General features: G+C 71.4%; 13 protein-coding genes. 8 read left to right on the top strand and 5 right to left on the bottom strand.

What is annotated here, in order from left to right:
* Positions 1-75: 75 nt before the first annotated feature.
* Positions 76-1,203, top strand: a complete 1,128-nt coding sequence (gene hisC / locus ACWGDE_RS29670; protein ID WP_453392110.1) for a histidinol-phosphate transaminase — start codon at positions 76-78, stop codon at positions 1,201-1,203.
* 42 nt (positions 1,204-1,245) lie between these two features.
* Complete coding sequence (locus tag ACWGDE_RS29665) at positions 1,246-2,055, top strand: class I SAM-dependent methyltransferase (protein WP_453392109.1); 810 nt, start codon at positions 1,246-1,248, stop codon at positions 2,053-2,055.
* 57 nt (positions 2,056-2,112) lie between these two features.
* Here the strand turns inward: ACWGDE_RS29665 and ACWGDE_RS29660 are convergent, their stop codons facing one another.
* Together ACWGDE_RS29660 and ACWGDE_RS29655 are read right to left on the bottom strand one after the other, a co-directional pair.
* On the bottom strand, positions 2,113-2,436 hold the full coding sequence (locus tag ACWGDE_RS29660; protein ID WP_453392108.1) for a replication initiation protein, RepL2: 324 nt from the start codon (positions 2,434-2,436) through the stop codon (positions 2,113-2,115).
* Positions 2,433-2,864 (bottom strand): MarR family transcriptional regulator, encoded by a 432-nt coding sequence (locus tag ACWGDE_RS29655; RefSeq protein ID WP_453392107.1) that lies wholly within the window; start codon positions 2,862-2,864, stop codon positions 2,433-2,435. The genes ACWGDE_RS29660 and ACWGDE_RS29655 overlap by 4 nt, the downstream gene beginning before the upstream one ends.
* Positions 2,865-3,435: 571 nt before the next feature.
* Between ACWGDE_RS29655 and ACWGDE_RS29650 the strand changes: the two genes are divergently transcribed.
* The 5 genes from ACWGDE_RS29650 (at position 3,436) to ACWGDE_RS29630 (ending at position 6,018) form a co-directional block, all read left to right on the top strand.
* Positions 3,436-3,846, top strand: coding sequence for a VOC family protein (locus ACWGDE_RS29650; RefSeq protein WP_453392106.1), 411 nt, complete (start codon positions 3,436-3,438; stop codon positions 3,844-3,846).
* A 28-nt stretch (positions 3,847-3,874) separates the two neighbouring features.
* Positions 3,875-4,369 carry a helix-turn-helix transcriptional regulator gene (locus ACWGDE_RS29645; RefSeq protein WP_453392105.1) on the top strand — a complete coding sequence of 165 codons (495 nt, stop codon included), beginning with the start codon at positions 3,875-3,877 and terminating at the stop codon, positions 4,367-4,369.
* Positions 4,369-5,019, top strand: coding sequence for a glyoxalase (locus ACWGDE_RS29640; RefSeq protein ID WP_453392104.1), 651 nt, complete (start codon positions 4,369-4,371; stop codon positions 5,017-5,019). The genes ACWGDE_RS29645 and ACWGDE_RS29640 overlap by 1 nt, the downstream gene beginning before the upstream one ends.
* A gap of 106 nt (positions 5,020-5,125) precedes the next feature.
* Positions 5,126-5,539, top strand: a complete 414-nt coding sequence (locus ACWGDE_RS29635; protein ID WP_453392103.1) for a VOC family protein — start codon at positions 5,126-5,128, stop codon at positions 5,537-5,539.
* A gap of 44 nt (positions 5,540-5,583) precedes the next feature.
* Positions 5,584-6,018, top strand: coding sequence for a YdeI/OmpD-associated family protein (locus tag ACWGDE_RS29630; RefSeq protein WP_453392102.1), 435 nt, complete (start codon positions 5,584-5,586; stop codon positions 6,016-6,018).
* A gap of 32 nt (positions 6,019-6,050) precedes the next feature.
* On the opposite strand, the gene ACWGDE_RS29625 is transcribed toward ACWGDE_RS29630, so the two are convergent.
* On the bottom strand, positions 6,051-6,827 hold the full coding sequence (locus ACWGDE_RS29625) for a MerR family transcriptional regulator (protein WP_453392101.1): 777 nt from the start codon (positions 6,825-6,827) through the stop codon (positions 6,051-6,053).
* A gap of 226 nt (positions 6,828-7,053) precedes the next feature.
* Between ACWGDE_RS29625 and ACWGDE_RS29620 the strand changes: the two genes are divergently transcribed.
* A complete protein-coding gene (locus ACWGDE_RS29620; protein ID WP_453392100.1) occupies positions 7,054-8,280 on the top strand; it encodes a serine hydrolase domain-containing protein in 1,227 nt (408 codons plus the stop codon).
* Between the two features lie 28 nt (positions 8,281-8,308).
* On the opposite strand, the gene ACWGDE_RS29615 is transcribed toward ACWGDE_RS29620, so the two are convergent.
* Both ACWGDE_RS29615 and ACWGDE_RS29610 read right to left on the bottom strand, forming a co-directional pair.
* Positions 8,309-8,938: a class I SAM-dependent methyltransferase gene (locus ACWGDE_RS29615; RefSeq protein ID WP_453392099.1), complete on the bottom strand. Its 630-nt coding sequence runs from the start codon at positions 8,936-8,938 to the stop codon at positions 8,309-8,311.
* Positions 8,939-8,998: 60 nt separating this feature from the next.
* Positions 8,999-11,275, bottom strand: coding sequence for a DPP IV N-terminal domain-containing protein (locus ACWGDE_RS29610; RefSeq protein WP_453392098.1), 2,277 nt, complete (start codon positions 11,273-11,275; stop codon positions 8,999-9,001).
* Positions 11,276-11,438: the final 163 nt, after the last annotated feature.

The following is an 11,438-nucleotide window of genomic DNA, read 5'->3' as shown; positions in this document are numbered from 1 at the left end:
GGGCCCCGTCCGGTCGCCCCCCCACCCCCGTCGGCGCGACCGGACGGTGGTTTACGCCGCCAAAGGACCCCAGCGATGCCCGATCCGACCTCCGAGCCCACGTCCGAGCCGACCAACGGTGCGCCTTCCGCTGCGGCCACTCCGGCGGTTCCGCGCCTGCGCGCCGACGTCTCCACGCTCCCCCGCTACGTGCCGGGCCGGGCCGCGCCCGACGAGTTCGTCGACAAGCTCTCCTCGAACGAGAACCCGTACCCGCCGCTCCCGTCGGTGATCGGGGCGGTCGAGAGCTGGCTGGGCCGGCTCAACCGCTACCCCGACCCCTCCTCGGCCGAGCTGACCGCCGAGCTCTCCGCGCGCCTGGACGTGCCCGCCGATCACCTGGTGCTGGGCACCGGCTCCGTGGGCATCACCCAGCACCTGGTCTCCGCCGCCGCGGGCCCGGGCGACGAGGTCGTCTTCGCCTGGCGCTCCTTCGAGGCGTACCCGCTGCTGACCTGGGCCGCCGGGGCCACCTCCGTACAGGTGCCGCTGCGCGACGAGACGCACGACCTGGACGCCCTGGCCGACGCGGTCACCGACCGCACCCGCCTGATCTTCGTCTGCAACCCGAACAACCCGACCGGCACGGCCGTGCGCCGCGCCGAGCTGGAGCGGTTCCTGGACCGCGTGCCCTCCGACGTCCTGATCGTCATCGACGAGGCGTACCGCGAGTTCGTCGACGCCGGTGAAGACATCCCGGACGGCATCGACCTCTACCGCGACCGGCCCAACGTGGCGGTGCTGCGCACGTTCTCCAAGGCCTACGGGCTGGCCGCGCTCCGCGTCGGCTACGCGGTGGCCCACCCCCGGGTGACGGCCGCGCTGCGCGCCTGCTCCGTACCGCTCGGCGTGAGCGGCCCCGCCCAGGCCGCCGCCCTGGCCTCGCTCCGGGCCACCCGGGAACTCCGCGAACGCGTGGCCGACCTGGTGGCGGAACGCGACCGGGTCAGCGCCGGCCTGCGCGCGGAGGGCTACGAAGTCCCCGAGAGCCACGCCAACTTCGTCTGGCTGCGCCTGGGCCCCCGTACGGCCTACTTCGCGGACGCCTGCGAGGCGGCCGGCCTGATGGTCCGCCCCTTCGGCGACGAGGGCGTCCGCATCACGATCGGCTCCCCGGACGCCAACGACCGCCTCCTGAAAACAGCGGCCCACTGGGACCAGTAGCCCGGCGCGGCCCGGTGACCTCGTCCGAGCTATCTTCACCGGATGTCCGAAGCTTCCGAGAAGTTCAGCACCGCCATGACGACCTGGCAGGAATGGCAGGACGCCCCTTGGGGCCGTCTGCGCTACACGGTCGCCGAGGCCAACCTGGCCCGCCGTCTCGACGGCCTCGGCCCCGGGCCGCTGCGCGTTCTCGACATCGCCGGCGGTGACGGTGGCGACGCCATGCGCCTGGCGGCCCGCGGGCACCACGTCACCATCGTCGACTACGCCCCCGCGATGCTGGCCGCCGCGACCGAGCGGGCCTCGGCGGGTGGCCTGACCGACCTCATCACCTGCGTGCGGGCCGACGTCACCGCACTGCCCGCGGACCTCGCCGCCGGAGAATTCGACGTGGTCCTGTGCCACAACCTCCTTCAGTACATGGACGACGTACCGGGCACCCTCGCCACGGTCCTCGCCCCGCTGAAGCGCGGCGGGCTGCTCTCGGTGATGGCGATCAACCGCCACTCGGCGGCCTTGAACATCGCCGTTCGCGAGATGGACCCCGCCGCCGCGCTGGCCTCGCTCGACACCGATCAGCTCCGGACCGAGATGTTCGATTCGACGCTGACCCTCCATGCGGCCGAAGAGATCATCCCGGTCCTTCAGGGCCTCGGCTGTCTGGACGTCCGGCACTACGGCATCCGCAGCTTCTGCGACTACATCACCGACGACGCGCGCAAGTACGAGCCGGAGTTCTACGCCGACCTCGAACAACTGGAACTCGCGACGAGCGCACGTCCGCCCTACATGCACACCGCGCGCCTCTTCCAGCTGACGGCGCGGAACGGGACGGCCGAGGCCAGACCTTGACCGGCGGGATGTGCACGCCGGGCGCCCTCTGACTCCGCGAGCCGGGCCCCGGTGGCCTCAGCTGCTCACGGCCCTGAGGCGGGTGGCCGGCTGCTCGCGTTCGGCGTCGATCGTCGGCGTCAGCCGGTACACCCTCACGGGGCCGATGCTGTCGACTTCTTCGAGCCACCCGAGGGCCTCGAGCTCCTTGCGCGTCCGGGAGAACACCGGGGCGCTCATCCCCGCGGTCTCGGCGAGCTCGGTGGCCTTGATCCAGACAGACCCGTCCGGCCGCTGCTCGGCGGCCGCGTACAGCATGACGACGATGCGCTGGTTCGGGTTCAGGACGCGTCCCGTGCGCTTGAGGACGTACAGCACGTCCTCGCTCCGGTGGACCTTCATGTCGCGTCTCCCTTGATCTTCTTGCCCCCGCGGTCCCTCGGCTTCGGAATGCTCATCTCCGGGGGATTCCACTCGGAAACCGCCTCACGATGCTCGAAGCCCGTGCCGATGAACGCAAGGTACGGGGTCGTTCGGTAGAACGTCGTACGGCCGATCCCACCGGCCTCGACCAGCAGACGGGCTTCCTTGAGGACCTTGATGGTCTTGGACAAGGCGCCCGGCGTCATGCCGAGTTCGGCCGCCACGGCCACACCGGTCATCTGGACGGGACCTTGGCGCTCCTCCGTCGCGAACCAGTACCACACCAGGACGCGGAACTCACGGTCGCTCAGGCCCGAGTCGGCGGAGGCAAGCCGGCGGCCCCGGCGGATCCCGACGTTGATGTGCGGTCCGCCGAAGGCGTACGGAGCACGAGGGACTTCTTCCATGTCAACCGAGCCTCAAGGCCGGGCGCCGCAGCACAGCGGGCATGTGCACATAGCTAACCGACCCATCCCCAGGAACGGGTTACGTGTTCCCAGGAACGGGTCACATTCGATGTTTTCGCAGGTCAGAAGGCCCGTAGGGGCTGTGTCTTCTTAATACAGGGAAAGGCCCTGGGCACCTGCGGGTTGTGGCTGCGCCCCAGCGCTCCCGAGTGGGTCCACCGCTTGGACCGCGACCCACGATCACGGTGGTTGCGGCCGGGACAAGCAGCAGCGTGGTTGATGTCGGATCGGGCTGAGCGAATCCGTCGTCGCCGGTGACCGTGGTGACGGGTTTCGTGTGGGCGCGCCTTCTGTGGCTGAGGTCTTGAAGGGCTTGCCGTGGCGCCGCCCGGATGTTGTCCGGCGGTGCCTGCTGTGTCGTCAGGCGCCGGGAACCAACGGCTCTTTGACCGCAAGGTACGAGGAGGATCAGGTCAGACCTGCCCCGCGGTCCCGGATCGGGCGCCGGGCGCGAAGCAGCTGATCAGGAATCGAGAAGCGCGGTGCGCGGAGCGGCTTTAGCCTGCTCGGCATGGACATCACCATTCACACGACGGCCCTCCCGCACGACGACCCCGACGCCTCGCTCGCCTTCTACCGCGACGTGCTCGGCTTCGAGGTCCGCAGCGATGTCGGGCAGGGCAGGATGCGCTGGATCACGGTCGGCCCGGCCGGTCAGCCCGGCACGTCGATCCTGCTGGCGCCGCCCGCCGCCGATCCCGGTGTCACCGAGGACGAGCGCCGCACCATCACCGAGATGATGGCCAAGGGCACCTACGGCTGGATCCTGCTGGCCACCCCGGACCTCGACGCCACGTTCGAGAAGGTGCAGGCCGGCGACACCGAAGTGGTCCAGGAGCCGACCGAGCAGCCGTACGGGGTCCGCGACTGCGCGTTCCGCGACCCCGCGGGCAACCTGGTCCGCATCCAGGAACTGCGCTGAGCCGCGAAAGACGAAGGGGAGCGTTCTCATGTGCAAGCCCGAATGGCGGCAGGCACGCGTCCAGGCGCAGCGCCTGGCCGATCTCGCGCGGCTGCGCCGCGTCCGCGACCGGATCGACAGGGAGTACGCGCAGCCGCTGAACGTGGAGGCGCTCGCCCAGGACGTGAACATGTCCGCCGGGCACCTGAGCCGGCAGTTCCGGGCCGCCTACGGCGAGTCTCCGTACTCGTACCTGATGACGCGGCGCATCGAGCGGGCTGCGGCGCTGCTGCGGCGGGGCGACCTCAGCGTCACCGAGATCTGCTTCGAGGTGGGCTGCGCCTCGCTGGGAACGTTCACCACCCGCTTCACCGAGCTCGTCGGCATGCCGCCCGGGGCCTTCCGGCGCCAGGCGGCGGAAGCGGCGGCCGACGACGCCGATGCCGCGATCAAGGTGGAGGGGATGCCGGCGTGCGTGGCGAAGCAGGTCTCCAGACCGGTCAGGAATCGAGAAGCCCCGGCCGCCACCCAGCCCCTAGCGTGATGGTCATGGCAACCACCGCTTCCACCGCAGCCCCCACGTCCCTCGCGTCCGTCACCCTCGAAGTGGCCGACCTCGAGGCCGCCCGCCGCTTCTACAGCGCCTTCGGTGTGGACGGGTACATCCGTCTGCGGGAGTCCGAGGCGCACTCCACCGGATTCCGCGGCTTCACCCTGGCGCTCACGGTGTCCCGGCCGGCCATCGTCGACGGGTTCGTCGGCGCCGCCGTGGACGCCGGCGCCACGGTCCTGAAGCCCGCCGCGAAGGGGTTCTGGGGCTACAGCGGCGTCGTCCAGGCCCCGGACGGGACGATCTGGAAGATCGCGACCTCGGAGAAGAAGGACACCGGCCCCGACACCCGCGAGATCGACGAGGTCGTCCTGCTGCTCGGCGTCGAGGCCGTGAAGGCCACCAAGCAGTTCTACGTCGGCCGGGGCCTGACCGTGGCCAAGAGCTTCGGCGGCAAGTACGCCGAGTTCACCCCCGGTGGGTCCGGCTCGGTGAAGCTCGCGCTGTACAAGCGCAGCGCCCTGGCCAAGGACCTCGGTGTCCCCGTCGAGGGCACGGGCTCGCACCGCATCGTCCTCGGCAGCGATGCCGACGCCGTCACCGACGCGGACGGGTTCGCCTGGGAGTCCGCGTCCGCCGCGTAGCTCGACACGCCGTCCCGGTTTCCGGCCCCAACTCCCGCCCTGATCAGCCCTCTTGTCATATCGTTCGACCGGCGAATACGCGCCGGTCCACTGCAAGGAGCAAGACATGAAAGCGCACGTCAGCTCGATACTTCTCGGTGTCCGTGACATGGATCGCGCCAAGCGGTTCTACACCGAGGGGCTCGGCTGGAAGGTCCAGAGCGACTTCGGCATCTCGGTGTTCTTCGCGTCGGACGGCGCCTCGCCCGTCGGCTTCTACAGCCGCGAGGGCCTGGCCCAGCAGGTGGGCACGGACCCGGAGGGCAGCGGCTTCAGCGGACTGGTCCTGACCTACGTCGTCCGCAGCGAGGCGCGGGTCGACGAGATCATGGCGGAGGCCCAGGAGGCCGGCGCCACGGTCCTCAAGCCCGCCGGCGCCCTGCCGTGGGGCGGCTACGGCGGCACCTTCGCCGACCCGGACGGCTACGTCTGGAGCCTCGGTTACAGCGACCAGGGAACCGACCAGCCCTACGCCGAGTAGCCCGCGACCGCGTTGTCCCGCCCCAGCACACCAGGAGAAGGATCATGAAGTTTCGGACCCTCGTCGAGCCGCCCGAGCCCATGCGGGGCCTGGAGGTTCCGCCCGAGGTGGTGGCAGCGCTCGACGGGGGCGCGCGGCCGCCGGTGACCATCACGGTCAACGGGCACTCCTGGAAGAGCCGGGTCGCCATCATGCGGGGCCGCCACCTGCTCGGCCTCAGCAACGCCAACCGGCAGGCCGCGGACGTCGCGATCGGTGAGGAGGTCGAGGTCGAGCTGGAGCTCGACACCGAGCCGCGCGTCGTCGTCGAGCCCGCGGACTTCGCCCAGGCCCTGAACGAAGAACCGGCCGCCCGCGCCGCCTTCGACAACCTGACCCACAGCCGCAAGCGCGAGCACGTGCGCGCCATCGAGAGCGCGAAGCGGCCCGAGACGCGCCGCCAGCGCATCGAGAAGGCCGTCGCCACCCTGCGGGGCTGAAACCCGGGGGCGCCGGGTCGGGCAGGCGGCCGTCACCGACCCGGAACGGCGATGCCGGCCGCGCGCAGGTGCGCCTCGACCAGGGTGTTCAACCGGGCGATGGACGGTGACTCGTCCTCCCGGTGCTGGTTGACCATGCCGTACCGGGAGGCCGCGTCGGACCGGTCGCGGAACCCGGTCGGCACCGCCAGCAGCGCGCGGTCGGCCAGCAGCTTGGCGGCCAGCGCGGACGCCAGCTCCTCGATCCGCGGGTCGTCCGGATCCCAGGCCCTCGCGTCCCAGCCGCGCTTGGTCAGCTCGACGGACTCGGGATCGCCGAGCGAATGTTCGAGCCGGGTCAGGAAGCTGTCGAAGATCTCCGGGACCAGCGCCTTCGCCAGCACCAGGGCCTCCCGTTGACCGGCCACGTAGTCGGCACCGAAGCCGAGTTCGGCGAGCCGTTCCAGGACCGCGCAGGCCCGGTCGGGCAGCAGGGCCCGGTCGCCGTGGTCGAGGCGGTGCAGCCTGTCGCGGCGCGCGATCAGGTCCTCGATCCGTTCGGTGAGCCGGTGATGGACGTCGTCCAGGGTGGCGGTGAAGGTCTCGGGATCGGCGTCGAGCAGGTCACCGATCTCGGCCAGCGGCACGCCGGCCGCGGCCAGGGTCCGTACCTGGACCAGCCGGAACAGCTCGTCCGACCGGTAACGACGGTAGCCGGAGCCGTCGCGTTCCGGCTCGGCGACCAGGCCGAGCCGGTGGTAGTGCCGCACGGTTTTGATCGTGACGCCGGCGAACGCCGCCGCCTGACCGATCGTGAGCCCGTCTGCCATCGGGTCGGCGCACCTCCGCATCGGGGTCGGCCGCGGTCTCGCGCACCGCGCCGGCGACGGCCGGGACGTCCGGACGATCACCGGGCCGAGGATAACGCGCATCCTCGCCACAGGGGGTTGACCTTGACCCTGGGTCAAGGCCGCAGTCTCTTCACACGGCCGCTCGAAGAGGTGGAAAACCCACCGGGCCGCCGTGCGAACCAGCACTGCGAACAGGAGATTCATCATGGGAACGAGCGACAGCGGCTTCTCCGACGAAGGACTGCGGCGACTGCGCGAGGTGCTGACGCGGCACGTCGAATCCAAGAAGATCCCCGGGCTCGTCGCCCTGGTCGGCCGCGGCGACCACACGCACGTCGAAGCGATCGGGACGATGCGGCACGACGGTGGCGCGCCGATGCGCCGGGACACGATCTTCCGGATGGCGTCCACGTCCAAGCCGGTCACGATGGCGGCGGCGATGGTCCTGCTCGACGAGTGCCGGCTGCGGCTGGACGACCCGGTGGACCGGTGGCTGCCCGAACTCGCCGACCGGCAGGTGTTGAAGCGGCCCGACGGACCGCTCGACGACACCGTGCCGGCGCAGCGGCCGATCACCGTACGCGACCTGCTGACCTCCACGTTCGGTCTCGGCGTCGACTTCGAGTGGATGGCTTCCCCGATCAGGGCCGCGACCTTCGAGCGACTCGACTACAGCGTGGCGTCCGGGCCGGCGCCCGACCCGGACGAGTGGATGCGCCGCCTCGGCGAGCTGCCGCTGCAGTACCAGCCCGGAGTGCGGTGGCAGTACGACCTCAGCAACGAGGTGGTCGGGGTACTCGTCTCCAGGGTCACGGGGCAGTCGTTGGAGGCGTTCCTGCGCGAACGCGTCCTCGATCCGCTGGGGATGAAGGACACCGCCTTCCACGTGCCCGCCGACAAGATCGACCGGCTCCCGCCCCTGTACGGGCCCGACCCGCAGACCGGCGAGTTCCTCGTGTGGGACGAGGCTGCGGGGGGACGGGCCTCCGCGCCGCCCGCGTTCCAGGGCGCCGGCGGCGGGCTGGTCTCCACCGCCGACGACTACCACGCCTACTTCCGGATGCTGCTGAACCACGGGATGCACGGGACCGAACGGATCCTGTCCCGGGCCGCCGTGGAGCTGATGACCACCAACCGGCTCTCGCCCGGGCAACTGGCCGCCCGGCAGGCCATGTTCGGCAACGTCGCCCACCTGTCGTCCGGACAGGGGTCGGCCGACGGCTGGGGCTTCGGGATGGCGGTGCGCACCCAGCGCGCCGACTACGCGCCCGCCGGCCAGTTCGGCTGGTTCGGCGGTACCGGCACCACCGCCTGCGCGGACCGGACCAACCAGCTCACCGGAGTCCTGCTCACCCAGGTCGGACTGTCCACCCCGGACTCCCCGCGTGCCATGAACGACTTCTGGACCACGCTCTACCAGGCCGTCGACTGACCGGTGCTCCGAAGTCCGGGGCCGTGCTTCAAGGGCGGCGGGCCAGCAGATGGCCGTCGAGGAAGCCCCGCTCGGAGGCCGGGTCGTGGAGCAGCCGGGCGAACGTGACGAACCCGGCCCCGGCCAGCAGCTCGGCGAACCGGTCCGCCGGCCAGCTGTAGGCGGGGGTCACCTTGTGGTCGAAGCGGACCGGCTCGGGCCCGTCGGTCGCGAAGAACGAGACCAGCAGCAGGCCACCCGGCGCCAGGACCCGCGCCTGCTCGGCGAGGAGCGCGGGCAGTTCCCCGGGAGGCGTGTGGATCATCGAGTAGTGGGCCAGCACGCCGCCGAGCGAGCCGTCCTCGACGGGCAGGGCCTCCATCCGCGCTTCGTCGAACCGCAGCTCCGGATGGGCCCGCCGGGCGTGGTCGACCATGCCCGGGGAGAGGTCGAGCCCGAAGGCGTCCAGCCCCAGTTCGTGCAGCATGGCCGTCAGGTGTCCGGGCCCGCAGCCGACATCGGCCGCCCGCAGGTTCCCCGCCCCGCGCACCAGCTCGGCGAAGGTGCCGATCATGTTCCGCGAGAACGGGTGCGTCTCGAGCCGGTCGGCGAACAACGACGCGTACAGCTCGACGACCCCGTCGTAGGCCGCCCTCGTCTCCTGCTGGTGCTCCGCCACGGGACGGAAGCTAACAGCCGCCGCTCGCGGTTGTTCTCCCGCCCCCCCTGCCGCCCGGGCTCAGGCGAACAGTTCCGCCAGGAGTTCCGGGCCGAGGGCTATCCGGGCCGGGCGGTGGGCCGGGGGCTGCGTGCCCAGCAGTTCGCGGACCAGGAAGTCCCAGGACCGCTTGCGGACGTAGGCGAGGTGGTCGATGAGCGTGTGCTCGGCGCCGGGGACGATGAGCAGCTCGAAGTCCTTGTCCGCGGCGATGAGGCGGTCGGCCAGGCGCAGCGTGTGGTCCGGGTGGACCTGGTCGTCCATGTCGCCGTGGACGAGGAGCAGCTTGCCCGCCAGGCGGTCGGCGAGGTCGATGCTCGAAGTGCGGGCCCAGGCCTCGGGGTTGTCCGCGCCGTCGTAGGTCTCCACGAAGCCGGCGTTGAAGTGGCGGGCGTCGTGCGAGCCGGAGAGTGCGACTCCTGCCTTGTACGTCTCGGGGAAGTCCAGCATCGCGCGGGCCGCGGCGAAGCCGCCTCCGGAGTGGCCGAACACGCCCGCCCGGTCCAGGTCCATCCACGGGCGGGTCTCGGCCAGTTGGCGCAGGGCGGCGACGTGGTCGGCCAGGCAGCCGGCGTCGGCCAGGTGGCCGTACGAGGCGTCGTGGAAGGCCTTGCTGCGGCCCGGGGTGCCGCGTCCGTCCAGCGCGATCACCACGAAGCCGAGCGCCGCGAGGGGTTCGGCGTCGAGGCCCATCCCGCCGGGGTCGAAGGAGGGGGAGACCCGGGTGACCTGCGGGCCGGGATAGAGGTTGTCGACCACCGGGTAGCGACGGGCGGGGTCGAACCCGCGGGGGTGGTAAAGGACCCCGTAGATGTCCGTCACCCCGTCGGCCGCCTTGACGCGGAACCGCTCCGGCGCCGTCCAGCCGGTGGAGGTGAGCTTGCTCGTGTCGGCGCGCTCCAGTTCCACCAGCACCCGGCCGGTCCAGTCGCGGACCGTCGTCACCGGCGCGGTGTCGACCGTGGACGCCGAGTCGATGAAGTAGTCCTGACCGTCCTTCATGGTGACGACGTGGTCCTGGTCGTCGTCCGTGAGCTCGGCGAAGCCGGAGCCGTCGAGGCCGACCCGGCAGACCGTGCGGCGGTACGGGTCTTCGTCGACCAGCCCGGAGGCGGTGAAGTACACGACCCGCTCGGCTTCGTCGACGCGCAGGATCTGCCGCACCGCCCACTGGCCGGAGGTGACCTGACCGAGCAGCTCGCCGGTGCGCAGGTCGTAGCGGTACAGGTGGCCCCAGCCGTCGCGCTGGGAGTACCAGAGGACCTCGTCGGCGAGGATCCGCACGATCGGCGCCTCGTACCCGAACTGGTTGGGCTCCACCCGGGTGTCCCCGGTCTCGCTGAGGACGGTGGTGACCTCGCCGGTGTCCGGGTCCAGCCGGTACAGGGTGAGCGTGCGCAGGTCGCGGGGCCGGCCGAGGTAGTACACGGCCGAGCCGTCCGGCGCCCACCACGCCCACTTGGCCGTGATCGGCGAGAACACCGGCATGAGCAGCGGCTCGGCCTGGGCGCGGACCACCGTGCCCTCGGCGACGTCCAGGACGACCAGTTCGGCCAGCGGTACGTGCTCGTCCCCGGCGTAGGCGTACCGCTGGGTGTGCAGCACCGGGGCGCCGCCGTCGGCGGGGCGGGTTTCCACGAGGTGGGTTTGGCGGACCTCACGCTCGTCGGTGCGGTGCGCCAGCACCTTCGTCGAGTCGGGCGACCAGGCCACCGCAGGCGGCAGGTACGGGAGGCCGATCTTGCGCAGCAGGGTGGTGTTGCTCGTGGAGTCGGGGCCGTAGCCGTATCCGTGGTCGGGCTCGCCGTCGGTGGTCAGTGCCCACTCGCGGCCGTCGGACAGCGAGCGCACCCACAGGTCGTGGCCCCGCCGGGACACCGCGAACTTCCCGTCGGGCGACGGTACGTCGAGGGGGCTGCCCGGCGGCGTGAACTCGGCGCGCTCGCAGACGTAGTCGTCCAGGCGGCAGCGCCAGTACTCACCGAAGGCTCCGAACTCCACGGCGTCGCCGACCGGTTCGATGGCCGCGAACGGCAGGGCCTCGGGGTCGACCCGCTGCCCGGAGGCGGCGGCCAGCGCGGCGGCGAGCAGGCCGTGGTCGAAGGCCGGCTCGCGGGTGCCCGCCGCCGGATCGACCCGTACGAACCGCCGGCCGGCGCCGTCGGCGACCGCGTACCAGAAGCGGGTGCCTCCGTCGGTCCACTGCGGCCGGACCTTGTCGCCGACGACGAGCTCGCCGGGGCTGGCAGGCCGGCGCAGGAGCTGTTCGGCGGCCTGGTAGTGCTGGGTGGTGCTCATTCTTTGTGGCCCTTCGCTGTGCCGGTTTCGGGTGTGTGCTGGAGCCACGGTGGTGGCGAATGGGCAGGTCAGAGGCTGCGGGCGGTGACGTTGCCGTACGAGGTGGTCGCCTGGATGTTCAGACCCGCGGCGGCACCCTCGGTGTTGCTCAGCGTGTTGACGA

It is taken from the genome of Streptomyces sp. NPDC054956, assembly GCF_053609185.1.
Note: the sequence above shows the minus strand (reverse complement) of the source record. Positions and strands in the feature narration are given on the sequence as shown.

Bases quoted from the DNA above. Each gene is read 5' to 3' on its own strand.
- ACWGDE_RS29625 (WP_453392101.1), bottom strand. From the start codon at position 6,827: ATGGCAGACGGGCTCACGATCGGTCAGGCGGCGGCGTTCGCCGGCGTC.
- ACWGDE_RS29660 (WP_453392108.1), bottom strand. From the start codon at position 2,436: ATGAAGGTCCACCGGAGCGAGGACGTGCTGTACGTCCTCAAGCGCACG.
- ACWGDE_RS29665 (WP_453392109.1), top strand. From the start codon at position 1,246: ATGTCCGAAGCTTCCGAGAAGTTCAGCACCGCCATGACGACCTGGCAG.
- ACWGDE_RS29630 (WP_453392102.1), top strand. From the start codon at position 5,584: ATGAAGTTTCGGACCCTCGTCGAGCCGCCCGAGCCCATGCGGGGCCTG.
- ACWGDE_RS29610 (WP_453392098.1), bottom strand. From the start codon at position 11,275: ATGAGCACCACCCAGCACTACCAGGCCGCCGAACAGCTCCTGCGCCGG.
- ACWGDE_RS29645 (WP_453392105.1), top strand. From the start codon at position 3,875: ATGTGCAAGCCCGAATGGCGGCAGGCACGCGTCCAGGCGCAGCGCCTG.
- hisC (WP_453392110.1), top strand. From the start codon at position 76: ATGCCCGATCCGACCTCCGAGCCCACGTCCGAGCCGACCAACGGTGCG.
- ACWGDE_RS29635 (WP_453392103.1), top strand. From the start codon at position 5,126: ATGAAAGCGCACGTCAGCTCGATACTTCTCGGTGTCCGTGACATGGAT.
- ACWGDE_RS29655 (WP_453392107.1), bottom strand. From the start codon at position 2,864: ATGGAAGAAGTCCCTCGTGCTCCGTACGCCTTCGGCGGACCGCACATC.
- ACWGDE_RS29650 (WP_453392106.1), top strand. From the start codon at position 3,436: ATGGACATCACCATTCACACGACGGCCCTCCCGCACGACGACCCCGAC.
- ACWGDE_RS29620 (WP_453392100.1), top strand. From the start codon at position 7,054: ATGGGAACGAGCGACAGCGGCTTCTCCGACGAAGGACTGCGGCGACTG.
- ACWGDE_RS29640 (WP_453392104.1), top strand. From the start codon at position 4,369: ATGGTCATGGCAACCACCGCTTCCACCGCAGCCCCCACGTCCCTCGCG.